Consider the following 15,014-nt stretch of genomic DNA (forward strand, 5'->3'; position numbering starts at 1 on the left):
GGCTTCCTCACTCGACGTGCTCGCGGTAGCGGTCGATCACCTCCCGCAGGACCTCCCCGCCGTTCCGGGCCCAGAGCGCCGGAGCGAAGATCTCCACCTCCACCGGCCCCCGGTAACCCGCCGCGTCGGCCGTCTCGCGGAAGGCCCGCAGGTCGACGCAGCCGTCCCCCAGCTGCCCGCGGCCCAGCAGCACGCCCTCGGGCAGCGGAGTCACCCAGTCGGCGACCTGCACGGACACGATCCGCCCGCCCTCGCCCGCCCGCCGCAGGTCCGCCTCCAGCCGCTCGTCCCACCACAGGTGGTAGGAGTCGGCCACCACACCCACCTGGTGCGCGGGGAACTGCTCGGCGATGTCCAGGGCCTGGCCCAGGGTGGAGACCACGCAGCGGTCCGCGGCGAACATCGGATGCAGCGGCTCGATCCCCAGCCGTACGCCGTGCGCCGCCGCCCAGGGCGCCAGCTCGCCCAGCACACCGGTGATTCTGCGCCGCGCCTCGGCGAGGTCGCGTTCACCCGGCGCCAGACCGCCGGAGACCAGGACCAGCACGTCCGCCCCCAGTACGGCCGCTTCCTCGACGGCTCGCCGGTTGTCCTCGACGGCCGCCGCCCGCCCGGTGGGGTCGGCGGCCGTGAAGAACCCGCCACGGCACAGGGAGCTGACACGCAGCCCGGCGTCCGCGACCAGCTTGGCCGTCTTCCGGACTCCGAACCGGTGCACCGGATCCCGCCACAAGCCCACCGTGCCCACCCCGGCGGCGGTGCACCCGGCCACGAGCTCGGGCAGCGACCACTGCCGGACCGTCTCCTGGTTGAGGCTCAGCCGCGCCGGCGCCGCCGGCCCGTTCACGAGGCCGCTCCGTACGCCGTGAGGAGCCGGCGCATCCGGTCGGCGGCGAGCTCCGGATCGGGGAACAGGCCCAGCAGGTCGGCCCGTTCGTACGCGGTCGCCAGGTGGGGCAGCGACCGGGCCGACTCCAGGCCGCCCAGCAGGGTGAAGTGCTCCTGGTACCCCGCCAGCCAGGCCAGCAGCACGATGCCGGTCTTGTAGTGCCGCGTCGGCGGGGCGAACAGGTGCCGGGCCAACGCCACCGTCGGATCGAGCAGTTCCCGGAACCCGGCGGGATCGCCCGCGTCCAGAGCCCGCGCCGCGCGTGCGGCGAGCGGTGCGATCGGGTCGAAGACGCCCAGCAGGGCGTCGCTGGCCAGCTCCCCGTCTCCGGCGATCAGCTGCGGATAGTGGTGGTCGTCCCCCGTGTAGCAGCGGACACCCGCCGGGAGCCTTCGTCTGAGCGCGGTCTCCTGGTTCGCGTCCAACAGGGAGATCTTGATGCCGTCCACCTTTCCCGGGTGGTCGCCGATGAGCTTCAGGACGAGGTCGGCGGCGTCGTCGAGGTCGTCGTGCCCCCAGTAGCCGGCCAGCGCCGGATCGAACATCGGCCCCAGCCAGTGCAGTACGACCGGCCGCGCGCTCTGCCGCAGGAGCCCGCCGTACACCTCCAGGTAGTCCTCGGGTGCGCGGGCCGTCGCCGCCAGGGCCCGGGACGCCATCAGGACGGCCCCCGCGCCGCAGGACTCGACGAAGGCCAGCTGCTCCTCGTAGGCGGCGGTGACCTCCGCCAGGGAAGGCGCGCGGTCCGGTGGAAGCTGGTCGGTGCCGGCGCCGCAGACGATCCGGCCGCCCACCGCCCGGGCCTCGGCGGACGAGCGGCGGATCAGCTCCGCCGCCACGGGCCAGTCCAGCCCCATGCCCCGCTGGGCGGTGTCCATCGCCTCCGCGACCCCGAGCCCCAGCGCCCAGAGGTGGTGACGGAAGGAAAGGGTGGCCTCCCAGTCGACCACCGGACCACCCGCGCCGGCAGCGGAGGAGGGTGCGGCGGCCACATGGGCGGCCGAGTAGAAGGTGCGGCTGCGGGCCGGCCCGCAGCTGAGGGGGCCGAGTGGGTCGGCCGAGGGGCGGTGCAGGCGGAAACCGCCGTCCTCCGAGGGGAGCCGGATCCCGTTCACAGTGTCACTTCCGGCACCGGCAGCCTGCGGCCCTCGGCCGAGGAGCGCAGTCCGAGCTGTGCCAGCTGTACTCCCCGCGCACCCGCGAGCAGGTCCCACCGCCAGGGTTCGTCCCGTACGACATGGCGCAGGAACAGCTCCCACTGGACCTTGAAGCCGTTGTCGGCGGGGCTGTTGTCAGGCACCTTCTGCCACTGCGCCCGGAACGGCTCGGTCTGCGCCAGGTCCGGATTCCACACCGGTTTCGGGGTCGCCGCACGGTGCTGGATCCGGCAGCCGCGCAGCCCCGCCACCGCCGAACCGTGCGTCCCGTCCACCTGGAACTCCACCAGCTCGTCACGGTGCACCCGCACGGCCCACGAGGAGTTGATCTGGGCGACCGCTCCGCCCTCCAGCTCGAAGATGCCGTAGGCGGCGTCATCCGCCGTGGCTTCGTAGGGCTTGCCCTCCTCGTCCCAGCGGCGGCCGATGTGCGTCCGGGTGAGCGCCTGCACCGTGCGCACCCGGCCGAACAGTTCGTGCAGCAGGTACTCCCAGTGCGGGAACATGTCGGCGACGATGCCCCCGCCGTCCTGCTCCCGGTAGTTCCATGACGGGCGCTGGGCCGGCTGCCAGTCGCCCTCGAAGACCCAGTAGCCGAACTCACCGCGCACGGACAGGATCTCGCCGAAGAACCCGCCCTCGATCAGCCGCCGCAGCTTGAGCAGGCCCGGCAGGAACAGTTTGTCCTGCACCACGCCGTGCTTGACCCCGGAGGCCGCCGCCAGCCGGGCCAGCTCCCGCGCCGACTCGAAGGTCAGAGCCGTCGGTTTCTCGCAGTAGACGTGTTTCCCGGCCGCAAGGGCCTGGCGGACGGCCGTCTCCCGGGCGGAGGTCACCTGGGCGTCGAAGTAGATCTCCACATCCGGGTCGGCCAGTACGGCCGCCAGGTCGGTGCTGACATGCTCCAGGCCGTGGCGCTCGGCGATGGCCCGCAGGGCATCCTCCCGCCGTCCGACCAGTACCGGTTCGGGCCACAGCACCGTCCCGTCGCCGAGGTCCAGGCCGCCCTGCTCGCGCAGGGCCAGCAGCGAGCGGACCAGATGCTGGCGGTACCCCATGCGCCCGGTCACGCCGTTCATCGCGATCTTGATCGTCCTGCGCTCCACGGTGTCCACGTCCTTCCGTCCGGTCGCCTGTCCTCTTCGATAGAAAGCGCTTACTGTCCATCAGATTAGGTCGGCGACTCCCGCCCGCACAACACCCGTTCGAGGGATAGAAAGCGCTTTCCTGAGCGAGGAGAATGGAGATCCACGCACGGATGAGACGATGACCGGGACCGGCAACAGGGCCCGGGAAGAGGGGGTTCGAGATGGCAGTCACCCTGGCCGAGGTCGCGGCACACGCGGGAGTGTCGCCCGCCACGGTCTCGCGCGTACTCAACGGCGGATACCCGGTCGCGGGCGGCACCCGCACCCGAGTGGAACGCGCGGTCGAGGAGCTCGGATACATCGCCAACGGCCCCGCCCGCGCACTGGCCGCCGCCACCTCCGATCTCGTCGGCGTCCTCGTCCACGACGTCGCCGACAGTTACTTCGGCATCCTCGCCGGCTCCCTGCAGAGCGCGCTCGACCCCACCGGCCCCACCGAGGCGCGCAGGCTGGCCGTGGTCTGCAACACCGGCGGAGCCCCCGCCGCCGAACTCGCCTACCTCGGGCTGCTGGAAGGACAGCGGGCCGGCGGCGTGGTGCTGACCGGCGGCGCCGTCGAGGAACCGGACCACACCACCGCGCTCACCGCCCGGATCTCCCGCATAGCGGCCACCGGAGCACCCGTGGTCCTGTGCGGACGGCCCCCGCTGCCCGTGCGCGACGGACCCCCCGTCGCCACGGTCGTGTTCGACGACCACGGAGGGGCCTTCCGCCTCGCCGAGCACCTCCTGACACTCGGCCACCGCCACATCGCCTACCTGGCCGGCCCGCCGGGACTGAGCACCACCCGGGAGCGGCTCGCGGGTCACCGGGCCGCCCTGCGCCGCCACGGACCCGAGGCGTCCGACACCTGCGCCGCGCTCACCGTCCACGCCGGGTTCGAGCGCACCGCCGGATATGACGCCACCCGCGAACTGCTGCGCCGGGGAAGACCCTTCACCGCCGTCGCCGCGGCCAACGACACCGTGGCCACCGGTGCGGCGGCCGCGCTGCGGGAAGCGGGCATGCGGATCCCCGGGGACGTCTCCGTCGCCGGTTTCGACGACCTGCCGTTCGCCGTGGACACCGCTCCCGCCCTGACCACCGTACGGGTGCCGCTTCGCGAAGCCGGCGTGCTCGCGGCACACCTGGTGACCGGGCGCCGGGCCCTGCCCCCGGGCGGCATCACCACCCTGCCCACCGAGCTCATGGTGCGCGGCTCCACGGCCCCGCCAGCGGCCGGACGGAGGAGACCATGAGGTACGCCTTCTCCACGCTCGGACTGCCGGGCACCCCGCTCGCCCGCAGCGCGGCCCTGGCCGCCGAGCACGGATACGACGGTCTCGAACTGCGGGCGCACCCCGAGGAACCGCTGCACCCCGGCAGCCCGTACGGGGAACGGGTGGCGGGGCTGAGGGAGGTCAGCGGCGCCGGGGTGGGCGTCCTCGCGGTGGCGGGCTACGCGCGGGTGGCGGGGCCCGGTGAGGACGGGCCGATCCTGGAGGAGCTGCGGGCCCTGGTCCGGCTCGCCGTCGACCTCGAAGCCCCGTTCGTCCGGGTCTTCCCCGGGGGAGGTGATCCGCCGGCGCCCGAGGCCGACGCCCGCGCGGTCCGCCGGCTGCGCGAGGCGGCGCCGTTCGCCGCCGGGCACGGGGTGCGCATCCTGCTGGAGACCCACGACTCCCACCGGACCGGAGCAGCCGTCGCCCGGGTGCTGGACGGGGTCGGGCATCCGGGTGCGGGCGCGCTGTGGGACGTGCTGCACAGCTGGTTGGGCGCCGAGCCGCCCGACGTGACCAGACGGCGGCTGGGAGAGCATCTCGGCTACCTCCAGGTGAAGGACGTGGCGTCCGCGCGGGACCTCACCCCGCTCGGGCTCGGGGCCGGAGTGCTACCGCTCGCCGAGGCGGTGGCGCAGGCGCCGCGGGGCGGGTGGCTGTGCTGGGAGTACGAGAAGCGCTGGTATCCGCAGGCCGCCGGGCTGGCCGGACAGCTCGCGCGAGGGCGGGAGTATTTGGAGCGGCTGGAGCGGCTGGAGCGGCTGGAGGGGTTGGCGGGGGGTGGGCGTCAGGCGGAGTAGGACAGGCGGTCCGGGTCCACGGGGTGGCGGAAGGGGAGGCCCCGCGCGTACCGCTCCAGTTCCTCGACGGCGGTCGCCGCCAGGCGGTCCAGCTCACCGCCCAGGGACCCCGCGACGTGGGGGGTGAGCAGGACGTTCGGCAGGTCGAACAGAGGGGAGGAGGCCGGCAGTACCTCGGGTTCGGTGTGGTCGAGTACGGCGTGCAGCCGCCCGGCGACCAGTTCCTCCGTCAGGGCCGCCGTGTCGACGAGCGAGCCGCGCGCCGTGTTGATCAGCGTGGCTCCGTCGTGCATCAGGGCCAGCCGGGACGCGTCGAGGAGGTGGCGGGTCTGAGGAAGGGCGGGAGCGTGCAGGCTCACCACATCGCTGCGGCGCAGCAGTTCGTCGAGGGAGCACGGCTCCCCGTCGAGGGCGGTCACCTCGGCGGGGTCGGCGTACGGATCGTTGACGAGGACGCGCAGGTCGAAGGGGCGCAGCAGCTCCAGTACCCGCCGTCCGATCAGGGAGGCGCCGACCAGGCCCACGGTCCGCCGGTAGTTGCCGATCTCCGGGTAGCGGCGGAGCAGGTCGACGGGGCCCCGCGTGGCGCGGTAGGCGTGCGCGGACTCCAGCACGCGTTTGTTGGCGAACAGGATGGCGCCGAGGGTGTACTCGGCGACCGGCAGCGCGTTGGCGGCGGCGGCGCTGGAGACCAGCAGGCCGCGCTTCCAGCAGGCCGCCGTCACATGGTGTTTGACGCTTCCGGCGGCATGCACGACGGCCCGCAGCCGGGGCATGCGGTGCAGCGCCTCCTCGTCCAGCGCCGGACAGCCCCAGCCGGTGAGCAGGACTTCCGCGCGGGCCAGCACGCCGTCGAGTTCCGTGTCGTCCCGGTCGTCGAAGGCGGTGAGCAGCAGGCGGGGGTCCAGGTCGGCGACGCGCAGGAGGGCGGGCAGGATCCGTTGGCCGAGGACGGCGTCCCGGGTGCCGGGACTCATGGCCAGCAGGGTGGCCGGCCGGTGGTTGAGGTCCGGGGCGGGGTGGGTCACTTGACGGCTCCTGCGGTGAGACCCGAGCGCCAGAAGCGCTGGAGGCCGAGGAAGGCCAGTACCAGCGGGACGACGGAGACGAGCGAACCGGTGATCACCAGGGGGTAGAGCTCCGGCTGCTGGTAGACGCTGCGGTTCCACATGAACAGGCCCAGACTCACGGGGTAGAGCCGTTCGTCGTTCAGCATGGTCAGCGCGCCGTAGAAGTTGTTCCAGATGGCCGTGAAGGTGAACAGGAAGATCGTCACAAAGCCCGGCCACAGCATGGGGAACGACACGTGTGTGAAGACGCGGAGTTCACCCGCACCGTCGACCCGCGCGGCGGCCAGTACCTCCTCGGGCACGTACCCCTCGGCGAAGACCCGGGCCAGGTAGACGCCGAAGGGGCTGACGAGGGCGGGCACCAGGTATGCGGCGTAGGTGTTCACGGCGCCGGCGGCGGAAGCCATCAGGTACAGCGGGAGCTGGAGCACGGTGGCGGGGACGAGGACTCCGGCGAGGACGACGGCGAAGAGCGCCTCCTTGTGCCGGAACTCGTACGCGTGGAAGGCATACCCGCAGGCCACGCTGATGAGTGCGGAGGCGGTCGAGCCGACGACGGTATAGAGGAGGCTGTTGCCGAGCCAGCGTCCGAAGATGCCGTCGCCATAGGTGAAGAGCTCGGCGAGGTTGTCGAGGAGGTGGAACGCGCCGGGGGAGTAGGGGGCGGTGGCGAACAGGTCGCGGCGGCTCTTGGTGGCGGCGAGCACCAGCCAGGCGAGGGGCAGCAGGGTGTACGCGGCCACGAGGACGAGCGCGGCGTTGACGGCGGTGCGGGAGAGGAGGGCGCGGGTGCGGGGCGCGGCCGCGCGCGTGGTGGTGGTGGTGCGTGCCGTGCCTTGTCCGGTGCGGGGATCGGTGGCGGTGGTCATGCGGACCTCCAGCGGTTGCCGAGGGCGGTGACGACGTAGGACGCGGCGCCCGCCACCAGGGCGAGGAGCAGGGCGCTCGCGGCGGCGAGCCCGTAGTCGTGCGCCTTGAACGCGGCGCTGAAGATGTACATGGTCGGGGACCAGGACTCGCCCATCCCGGTCGCGCGCAGCTGGAGCAGCTGCGGGGCGTCGAAGAGCTGGACGGCACCGACACAGGTGAACAGGACGGTCAGTACGAGGGTGGGCCGGATGGCGGGCACCTTGACCTGGAAGGCGGTGCGGAGCGCGCCGGCGCCGTCGAGGGCGGCCGCTTCGAGGGTTTCGCGGGGGACGGCCTGGAGGCCCGCGAAGAAGATGATCATGTTGTAGCCGAGCCACTGCCAGGCCGAGATGTTGACCACCGACAGGAGGGCCTCGTCGCGGCCGAAGAAGTTCCAGGACAGGCCGGCGGAATCGAGCGCGGAGAGGACCGGGCTGAGGCCTGGTGTGTAGAGGTAGAGCCACAGCAAGGCGGAGATCAGGCCGGGGACGGCGTGCGGCAGGTAGAAGGCGATCTGGAAGAAACGGCGGGCGCGGGCGAGAGCGGAATCGAGGAGGAGGGCGAGGAGGAGAGCGCCGCCGACCATGAGGGGGACGTAGAGGACGCAATAGACGGCGATGTTGCGGAAGGAGGCGAGGAAGAGGGGGTCGGTAAGCGCGGAGGCGTAGTTCCCGAGGCCGTGGAAGACCCTGCGGCTGCCGCCGAAACCGAGGCCGGACTGCTCGTCGTGGAAGAGGCTGAGGTAGCCGGCGTAGCCGATGGGGGCGACGGTGACGAGGGCGAACAGCAGGAAGAACGGGGCCATGAACCACCCGGCGGCCCTGCCCGTCCGGGACCCGGCCGCCACGACGCCTCGGGCCCCGACTGGCGAGCCGGGGCGCGCTCGGGCCGTCGCGTCGGACCCGGCCTTCGGGCCGGAGGAGGCCTCCGTGTCGGCCGGGGACTCGGCGCCGAACCCGGCGTCGGACCGAGCCGCCGTGTGGGACCGGGCCTCCGTGCCGGTCGGGGATCCCGTGTCGGGACCGGGCGCCGGGACGGGATCGGGCGCCGCGCCGGGGCCGGGTGCCGGGCCCCGCCTGGGAGTGGGCGGGGGTTCTCGGTGGGGAGCGGTGTGTGGGGCGGTGCCGGAGCGTGGGGCGGGGTGGGCGGGGGCGTTGGCCTCAGGGATTGGGCGTGCCGGGTGGGGGCGCATCAGCGGGCCAGGGTGAGGCCGCGGGACTGGATGGCCTTTTCGGCGGCCGACTGACCCGCCGGGAGGGACGCGGCCAGGTCGGCGCCGGTCGCGTTCTGTGCCGCGTTGACCTGGAGCTGCACCGGCCCCCACGTCCAGCCCGGCAGGACCGTCCCCGCAGCCCGGTCCGCGAGGGCATACGGGTCCTGCCCCGCGAAGTACGAGGCGTCGAAGAGTTTCGCGGCCTCCGCCCGCATCGCCGGGTTGGCGGGCAGGGCGCTGCTCGGCGCCTTCAGAGAGCTCAGCCGGGCCTTGACCGCCTCCGGATCCGTGGTGACCCACCGGATGAACTCCGCCGCCGCCTTCGTCCGCTTGCTGCCCTTCGGCACGACATACGAGGTGCCGCCGTACATACCGGTGGCGGGCTTGCCGTCCCAGGTCGGCAGCGGGGCGATGCCCCACTTGCCCTTGAGGTCGGGGTAGTTCGCCACCAGGGTGCCGGCCGTCCACGCCGCGCCGATCACCGTCGCGACCTGCCCCGAGCCGCGCTCCTTCGCCTCGCCCTCGCCCCACAGCGGCGTCTTCGAAGCGACGCCCGAGGCCATCAGCCCGTTCCAGTAGGCGGCGACCTTCCGCGACGCCGGACCGTCGATGGCGACCTTCCATCCGTCGCCCTCGGTCCCGTACCACCTGGCGCCCGCCTGCCACGCCAGTCCGGCCAGCAACGCCGGGTCACCGCCGCCGAAGTTGGTGATCCGGACCGATGGATCCGCCCGCTTGATCTTCTCTCCGGCGGCCTTGTACTCCTCCCACGTCCTCGGCACGGCCACCCCGTGCTTCTCGAAGATGTCCTTGCGGTAGAAGAGTTCGAGCGGAGTGACGTCGAAGGGCACCGCCCAGGTCCGGCCGCCCAGCTTCACCAGTGACTGGACCGCCTCCGGGAACTTCTCGGAGACGAGCCCGCCGGCGACCGCGCTCAGGTCCTCCAGGTTGCCGCCGCTCGCGAACTCGGGGAGGGCGGAGTAGTCCATCGTGGCGACGTCGGGCGCGTTGCCGCCCTTGACCGCGTTCGCCAGCTTGGCCGCCCCGTCCGGGCCGCCCGGCACCGCCGAGAACCGCACCTGGACCTTCGGGTGCGTCCTGTTGAACGCGTCCACCGTCTGCTGCGCCCCCGCCGAGGACGACCAGTACGTGAGGGTGACCGGCTGCGACGGCGCCGGGGCCCCGGCCGCCTCCCCTCCGCCCTTCCCGCCGCACCCCGTCGCGAGCAGGGCGAGCGAGACCAGCGAGGCGAGCGACGCGGAAGCGGTGAGGGCGAAACGGGGCGTGCGGAAGCTGCGCGACATCATTCGGCTCCTACGGACGACCGGGTGCGGTGGCGGAAGGAGGCCCATCTTTTGTGCCGGCCCACCGAGCGTCAAGAGCGAACGCGCGAAATGATCGAAACGATCAGTTCGCGGCCGACCGTCATGACCGCACGCTCAGGCGGGGGAGCAGTTCCAGATGCTGCCTCGGGCTCTCGTCCCCCGCCAGCCGGTCCAGCAGCAGGGCCGCCGCTCGCGCGCCCACCTCACGCTTGGCCGGCGCCACCGCCGACAGCGGTACGTCGGCCAGCCCGGCCACCTCGTCGTCGTACGTGATCACGGCCAGGTCCTCCGGCACCCGCACGCCCAGCGCCTGTAGCCGGGGAATCAGCATGATGGCGTCCGTGTCGCTGTGGATCAGGGCGGCGGTCACGCCGCCCTCCGTCACGGCCCGGTACAGGTAGTCCAGGGTCCGCGCGAAGCGATCGGCCACCGACAGCGCGCCCGCGCCCGCCTGCGGGTCCGCCGGATCCGTACCCGTCCGCGCGGCCGTCTCCACCGGCGGCCACGCGGGCGCCGGCTCCAGCCCGAGCGCGGCCACGGCCGCCTCGTACCCGGCCCGCAGCCGCGCCGAGGTCGGCGTCTCCTGGCTGGCCAGCGCGATCCGCCGGTGTCCCCGCCGCGCCAGGTGCTGCACCGCCCCCGCCGCCCCGTGCGCGTGGTCCGACACCACCCGGTCCAGCGCCGCCCCCGGATGCCCCGGCGGAGCCCACCGTTCCACCAGCACCACCGGCACCGGCAGCTCCGCCGTCCAGGCGCCCTCCCCGGGGGCCGCCGCCCCGGACTCCCAGTTCGGGGTCAGCAGCAGCCCGTCGGCGCCGGTCGACAGCAGCCGCCCGGCCTGCGTCCGGTCCTCGCCCGGCAGGTACCGGGTCAGGCCCACGGTCAGCCGTGCGCCCCGCGCCTCGACCACCTCGCGGGCGCCCCGCACCACGTCGGCGTAGTAGTACTCGGTGGTCGGCACCACCATGCCGACCACCAGACCCGCGCCCGCGCCGACGGCCGGCCCGGTGGCCGCGCCCCGCCCCGGGAGCGGCTCCGCCACCCGGCTGATCACCCCGTGCATCCGGTGGATCTCCCCCCGGGCCGCCATCGCCTCGACGTCCCGCCGCAGCGTCACCGGGGAGATGCCCAGTTCCACGGCCAGCTCCGCCACCCGCACACTGCCCCGCTCCCGCACGAGCGCGAGCACCCGCGCCTGCCGCTGGTCCACATGTGGTCGCACGTCGCCCCCTGGAGTCGGTCAGCCGGTCTCAGCCGCTCAGCCGGCCACCGGTCGATCGCCGCCCATCATAAACAGCCCGGACGATCGATTCGATCGATTGCGTTCAACCGGTCATTGACGGCTCGGACGGCCCGTTCATATATTCGGCGGCGTCCGGCACCTCACGGCGGCTCGACCGACCCTCCCCGGGAGTCAGCTCATGCTCACGTACGACCAGGACGGATTCCGCCGCGCGGGCCACCCCCACCGCATCGTCTCGGGCGCCCTGCACTACTTCCGGGTCCACCCCGACCTCTGGGAGGACCGGCTCCGGCGGCTCCGCGCCCTGGGCGCGAACACCGTGGACACCTACGTCCCGTGGAACTTCCACGAGACGGCCCCCGGCAAGGGCGACTTCACCGGCTGGCGCGACGTCGGCCGCTTCCTGCGCACCGCGCAGGACCTCGGCCTCGACGCCATCGTCCGCCCAGGGCCGTACATCTGCGCCGAATGGGACTTCGGCGGCCTGCCCGCACGCCTCCTCGCCGTCGACGGCCTGCGCCTGCGCTGCTCCGACCCCCGCTTCCAGGCCGAGGCCGACGGCTGGTTCGACCTCGTCGTCCCGGAACTGCTGCCCCACCTCGCGAGCCGGGGCGGCCCGGTGGTCGCCGTACAGATCGAGAACGAGTACGGGTCCTACGGCAACGACCGCCCCTACCGCGCCCACATCGAACGGGCCCTGGTCGAACGCGGGGTCGACTGCCTGCTCTTCACCGCCGACGGTCCCGAGGACGCGATGCTCCAGGGCGGCACCGTCCCCGGCCGCCTCGCCACCGCCACCTTCGGCGCGCGCCCCGCCGAACGGCTCGCCGCCCTGCGCCGCTACCAGCGGACCGGCCCGCTCACCGCGATGGAGTTCTGGATCGGCTGGTTCGACCACTGGGGCGAGGACCACCACGTGCGCTCCGTCGGGGACGCCGCCACCGCGCTGGACGAACTCCTGGCCACCGGAGCCTCCGTCAACCTCTACATGGCCCACGGCGGCACCAACTTCGGCTTCTGGGCCGGAGCCAACCACACCGGCTCCCGCCCCTGCGACCCCGGCTACCAGCCCACCGTCACCAGCTACGACTACGACGCCCCGATCGGCGAGGCCGGCGAACTCACCCCCAAGTTCCATGCCTTCCGCGAGGTCATCGGCCGGTACGTGCCCCTCCCGCCGGACCCGCTGCCCGGCCCGCGCCCCCGGATGGCCCCCGCCGAGGCGACCCCGGCGGGCAGTACGCCCCTGCTGCCCGCGCTCGGCCTCCTCGGCGGCCCGCCCCACCTGCGCCCCGCGCCCGAGTCCATGGAGAAGCTCGGCCAGACGCACGGGCTGATCCACTACCGCACCACCCTCACGGGCCCGCGCCCCGCGATGCCCCTGCGGATCGACGGGCTCGGCGACCGGGCGTACGTCTTCGCCGGCGGATGCCCCCTCGGCGTCCTCGACCGCAACGCCCCCGACGAGGGGCTCGACCTGGCCGTCGGCGAGGACGGCATGGTGCTCGACCTGCTCGTCCGGGCCCAGGGGCGGGTGAACTACGGGCCGTTGCTCGACGACCGCAAGGGCATCTGGCGCGCGGTGCGCCACGGCCACCAGCACCTCTTCGGATGGGAGATCCGGCCGCTGCCCCTCGCCGACCTCACGCCCCTCACCGCCCTCGCCTGGACGGCGGACCGGCCGCCCGCCCTCACCCCCGCCTTCCACCGCTTCACCCACACCACCGACCTCACCCCCGCCGACGGTTTCATCGACGTCTCCGGCTGGGGGACCGGCCTCGTCTGGCTGAACGGATTCCTCCTCGGCCACTACGACACCCCGCGCGGCCCCCAGCGCACCCTGTACGCACCCGCCCCCCTCTGGCGCGCCGGCCACAACGAGATCGTCCTGCTCGAACTGGAGCGCCCCGGCACCACCCTGCCGCTGCGCGACCGGCCCGACCTCGGCCACCCCACGGTCGTCACCCTGGATCTGTGAGGTGCCGGGATACCCGTCCCCTGCCCCCTAGACTCCCCCCGATGGAGTGATCATGTAACGGACGAGCGTGGAGGAAGAACGCATGCGCTATCACCCGCTGGGCAGTTCAGGTCTGCAGGTCTCCGCCGTCGGCCTCGGCTGCAACAACTTCGGCGGCCGCCTCGACGCCGCGGCCACCCGCGCCGTGGTCGACGCGGCCCTCGACGCGGGCATCACCCTCCTCGACACCGCCGACATCTACGGCGGCGCGGGCGGTTCCGAAAGCCACCTCGGCCAGGCCCTCAAGGGCCGCCGGGACCAGGTGGTGCTGGCGACCAAGTTCGGTTACGACGGCGTCGACATGGGGTACGGGCCCGCCGCCGGAGCCAGGGGCGGCCGGGCGTACATCCGGCGGGCTGTCGAGGAGTCCCTGCGCCGCCTGGAGACCGACCACATCGACCTCTTCCAGCTGCACAGCCCCGACCCCGCCACGCCCATCGCCGAAACCCTCGCTGCGCTCACCGAACTCGTCACCGAGGGGAAGGTCCGCTACATCGGCCACTCCAACCTGAGCGGCTGGCAGCTCGCCGAAGCCGCCCACGTGGCCCGGGAGACCGGCGCGGTCCCCTTCGTCTCGGCGCAGAACGAGTGGTCGCTGCTCCAGCGCTCCGCCGAGCGGGAACTCGTCCCCGCCGCCGTGCACTACGGCGTCGGCGTCCTGCCGTACTTCCCGCTGGCCAACGGCCTCCTCACCGGCAAGATCCGCCGGGGTGCCCCCGTACCGGCGGGCTCCCGCCTCGAAGGGCGCGACTCCTACCTGACCGAGGAGCGCCTGGACACGGTGGAGGCCCTCGCCGCCCTCGCGGAGAAGTACGGGCGCACCCTCCTGGAACTCGCCGTCGGCTGGCTCTCCGCGCAGCCCGGCTGTGCCTCCGTCATCGCCGGCGCCACCTCCGCCGAGCAGGTACGGACCAACGCGGCGGTGGCCGACCGCCCGCTGGAGCCGGAGCTGCTGGCCGAGATCGACGCCGCGACGGGCATCCCGGCGTAACCGGCGCCGCACCCCGAGGCGGGATGGGCGCCGAGCGGGCCCTCGGCGCCCTCCCCCCTCACGACACGATGTCCTTGCGGGCGAACCCGCGGAAGGCGAGCGCGAACAGCACCACCGCGTACGACACCGACACCACCGTGCCCTTGATCATCCCGCCCCACTCCAGCTGCGGCTGCAAGGCGTCCGCCCACGCGAACTGCCAGTGCGCGGGCAGGAACTCGCGCCACGACCCCAGGGCCGTCACCGCGTCGAGCACGTTCCCCACGATGGTCAGCCCGACCGCGCCACCGACCGCGCCCAGCGGCGCGTCCGTCCGCGTCGAGAGCCAGAACGCCAGCCCCGCCGTGACCAGCTGCGATACGAAGACGAAGGCGACGGCCAGCGCCAGGCGCGGCAGGGCGTCCCCGGCCGGGAGCACCCCGCCGGTCGGCAGCTTCAGCGGCCCCCACCCGTACGCGGCCGTCCCCGCCGCCAGCGCGACGGCCGGCAGCAGCACGATCGCGGCGAGGCTGAAGCCCAGCGCCACCACCAGCTTGCTCCACAGCAGCCGCGCCCGTGGCACCGGCGAGGCCAGCAGGTAGCGCAGCGAGGACCAGCCGGCCTCCGAGGCCACGGTGTCCCCGCAGAACAGCGCCACCGGCACCACCAGAAGGAACCCGGCCGACACGAACAGGCAGGTCACGGCGAAGTTCGCGCCCGAGGCCGTCGCCGAGTCGATCAGGCTGATCCGGCCGTTGCCGCCCCCGCCGGGCCCGTTGTCAGGCCCGCCGCCCACCGCGAAAGCGATGATCATGACGAAGGGCAGTGCGGCCAGCACCCCGCCCATCACCAGCGTCCGCCGCCTGCGCCACTGCCGCAGCGCCTCCACGCGCAGCGGCAGCGTCCGCCCCGCCCGGTAGCCGGGCGCGGTCTCACCACCCGGCGCCGTCTCACCGCCGGGTGCGGCCGAGGCCGTTGCCGCTGCGGTCGAGGCCGCCACCGCGGTCTCCTGGT

Annotated in this window: 13 protein-coding genes; 4 read left to right on the plus strand and 9 right to left on the minus strand. The window is 73.5% G+C overall.

Annotated features, from left to right (window positions below; all coding sequences use genetic code 11):
- Positions 1-7: 7 nt before the first annotated feature.
- Genes ACZ6ZT_RS02005 through ACZ6ZT_RS02015 form a run of 3 tightly spaced genes read right to left on the minus strand, consistent with a single transcriptional unit; the run spans position 8 to position 3,125 of the window.
- The gene (locus ACZ6ZT_RS02005) at positions 8-847 is read right to left on the minus strand and encodes a sugar phosphate isomerase/epimerase family protein (protein ID WP_469714647.1); all 840 of its coding nucleotides are present in this window, start codon (positions 845-847) and stop codon (positions 8-10) included.
- Positions 844-2,004: a dihydrodipicolinate synthase family protein gene (locus tag ACZ6ZT_RS02010; RefSeq protein WP_469714649.1), complete on the minus strand. Its 1,161-nt coding sequence runs from the start codon at positions 2,002-2,004 to the stop codon at positions 844-846. Before ACZ6ZT_RS02010 ends, ACZ6ZT_RS02005 begins: the two co-directional genes overlap by 4 nt.
- Positions 2,001-3,125, minus strand: a complete 1,125-nt coding sequence (locus ACZ6ZT_RS02015) for a Gfo/Idh/MocA family protein (protein ID WP_469715010.1) — start codon at positions 3,123-3,125, stop codon at positions 2,001-2,003. Before ACZ6ZT_RS02015 ends, ACZ6ZT_RS02010 begins: the two co-directional genes overlap by 4 nt.
- Positions 3,126-3,355: 230 nt before the next feature.
- Between ACZ6ZT_RS02015 and ACZ6ZT_RS02020 the strand changes: the two genes are divergently transcribed.
- Together ACZ6ZT_RS02020 and ACZ6ZT_RS02025 are read left to right on the plus strand one after the other, a co-directional pair.
- Positions 3,356-4,432 (plus strand): LacI family DNA-binding transcriptional regulator, encoded by a 1,077-nt coding sequence (locus ACZ6ZT_RS02020; RefSeq protein WP_469714650.1) that lies wholly within the window; start codon positions 3,356-3,358, stop codon positions 4,430-4,432.
- A complete protein-coding gene (locus tag ACZ6ZT_RS02025; protein ID WP_469714651.1) occupies positions 4,429-5,253 on the plus strand; it encodes a sugar phosphate isomerase/epimerase family protein in 825 nt (274 codons plus the stop codon). The genes ACZ6ZT_RS02020 and ACZ6ZT_RS02025 overlap by 4 nt, the downstream gene beginning before the upstream one ends.
- Here the strand turns inward: ACZ6ZT_RS02025 and ACZ6ZT_RS02030 are convergent.
- The 5 genes from ACZ6ZT_RS02030 to ACZ6ZT_RS02050 all read right to left on the minus strand — a co-directional run bounded on the left by ACZ6ZT_RS02030 (position 5,241) and on the right by ACZ6ZT_RS02050 (position 10,992).
- The gene (locus tag ACZ6ZT_RS02030) at positions 5,241-6,230 is read right to left on the minus strand and encodes a hydroxyacid dehydrogenase (protein WP_469715011.1); all 990 of its coding nucleotides are present in this window, start codon (positions 6,228-6,230) and stop codon (positions 5,241-5,243) included. The two genes, ACZ6ZT_RS02025 and ACZ6ZT_RS02030, sit on opposite strands and share 13 nt — an antisense overlap.
- 47 nt (positions 6,231-6,277) lie before the next feature.
- A complete protein-coding gene (locus ACZ6ZT_RS02035; RefSeq protein WP_469714652.1) occupies positions 6,278-7,192 on the minus strand; it encodes a carbohydrate ABC transporter permease in 915 nt (304 codons plus the stop codon).
- Complete coding sequence (locus ACZ6ZT_RS02040; protein WP_469714653.1) at positions 7,189-8,037, minus strand: carbohydrate ABC transporter permease; 849 nt, start codon at positions 8,035-8,037, stop codon at positions 7,189-7,191. Before ACZ6ZT_RS02040 ends, ACZ6ZT_RS02035 begins: the two co-directional genes overlap by 4 nt.
- 386 nt (positions 8,038-8,423) lie before the next feature.
- Positions 8,424-9,749, minus strand: coding sequence for an ABC transporter substrate-binding protein (locus ACZ6ZT_RS02045; protein WP_469714655.1), 1,326 nt, complete (start codon positions 9,747-9,749; stop codon positions 8,424-8,426).
- A gap of 121 nt (positions 9,750-9,870) precedes the next feature.
- Positions 9,871-10,992 carry a LacI family DNA-binding transcriptional regulator gene (locus ACZ6ZT_RS02050; RefSeq protein WP_469714657.1) on the minus strand — a complete coding sequence of 374 codons (1,122 nt, stop codon included), beginning with the start codon at positions 10,990-10,992 and terminating at the stop codon, positions 9,871-9,873.
- A 199-nt stretch (positions 10,993-11,191) separates the two neighbouring features.
- Here ACZ6ZT_RS02050 and ACZ6ZT_RS02055 point away from each other — a divergent pair, with 199 nt between their 5' ends.
- Both ACZ6ZT_RS02055 and ACZ6ZT_RS02060 read left to right on the plus strand, forming a co-directional pair.
- Positions 11,192-12,991: a glycoside hydrolase family 35 protein gene (locus ACZ6ZT_RS02055; RefSeq protein ID WP_469714659.1), complete on the plus strand. Its 1,800-nt coding sequence runs from the start codon at positions 11,192-11,194 to the stop codon at positions 12,989-12,991.
- Between the two features lie 82 nt (positions 12,992-13,073).
- Positions 13,074-14,021: an aldo/keto reductase gene (locus ACZ6ZT_RS02060; protein WP_469714661.1), complete on the plus strand. Its 948-nt coding sequence runs from the start codon at positions 13,074-13,076 to the stop codon at positions 14,019-14,021.
- A gap of 58 nt (positions 14,022-14,079) precedes the next feature.
- On the opposite strand, the gene ACZ6ZT_RS02065 is transcribed toward ACZ6ZT_RS02060, so the two are convergent.
- Positions 14,080-15,000: an ABC transporter permease gene (locus tag ACZ6ZT_RS02065; protein WP_469715013.1), complete on the minus strand. Its 921-nt coding sequence runs from the start codon at positions 14,998-15,000 to the stop codon at positions 14,080-14,082.
- Positions 15,001-15,014: the final 14 nt, after the last annotated feature.

The organism is Streptomyces sp. NPDC102258 (genome assembly GCF_055584685.1).

Bases quoted from the DNA above. Each gene is read 5' to 3' on its own strand.
- ACZ6ZT_RS02015 (WP_469715010.1), bottom strand. From the start codon at position 3,125: ATGAACGGCGTGACCGGGCGCATGGGGTACCGCCAGCATCTGGTCCGC.
- ACZ6ZT_RS02020 (WP_469714650.1), top strand. From the start codon at position 3,356: ATGGCAGTCACCCTGGCCGAGGTCGCGGCACACGCGGGAGTGTCGCCC.
- ACZ6ZT_RS02025 (WP_469714651.1), top strand. From the start codon at position 4,429: ATGAGGTACGCCTTCTCCACGCTCGGACTGCCGGGCACCCCGCTCGCC.
- ACZ6ZT_RS02030 (WP_469715011.1), bottom strand. From the start codon at position 6,230: ATGAGTCCCGGCACCCGGGACGCCGTCCTCGGCCAACGGATCCTGCCC.
- ACZ6ZT_RS02035 (WP_469714652.1), bottom strand. From the start codon at position 7,192: ATGACCACCGCCACCGATCCCCGCACCGGACAAGGCACGGCACGCACC.
- ACZ6ZT_RS02040 (WP_469714653.1), bottom strand. From the start codon at position 8,037: ATGGCCCCGTTCTTCCTGCTGTTCGCCCTCGTCACCGTCGCCCCCATC.
- ACZ6ZT_RS02045 (WP_469714655.1), bottom strand. From the start codon at position 9,749: ATGTCGCGCAGCTTCCGCACGCCCCGTTTCGCCCTCACCGCTTCCGCG.
- ACZ6ZT_RS02055 (WP_469714659.1), top strand. From the start codon at position 11,192: ATGCTCACGTACGACCAGGACGGATTCCGCCGCGCGGGCCACCCCCAC.
- ACZ6ZT_RS02060 (WP_469714661.1), top strand. From the start codon at position 13,074: ATGCGCTATCACCCGCTGGGCAGTTCAGGTCTGCAGGTCTCCGCCGTC.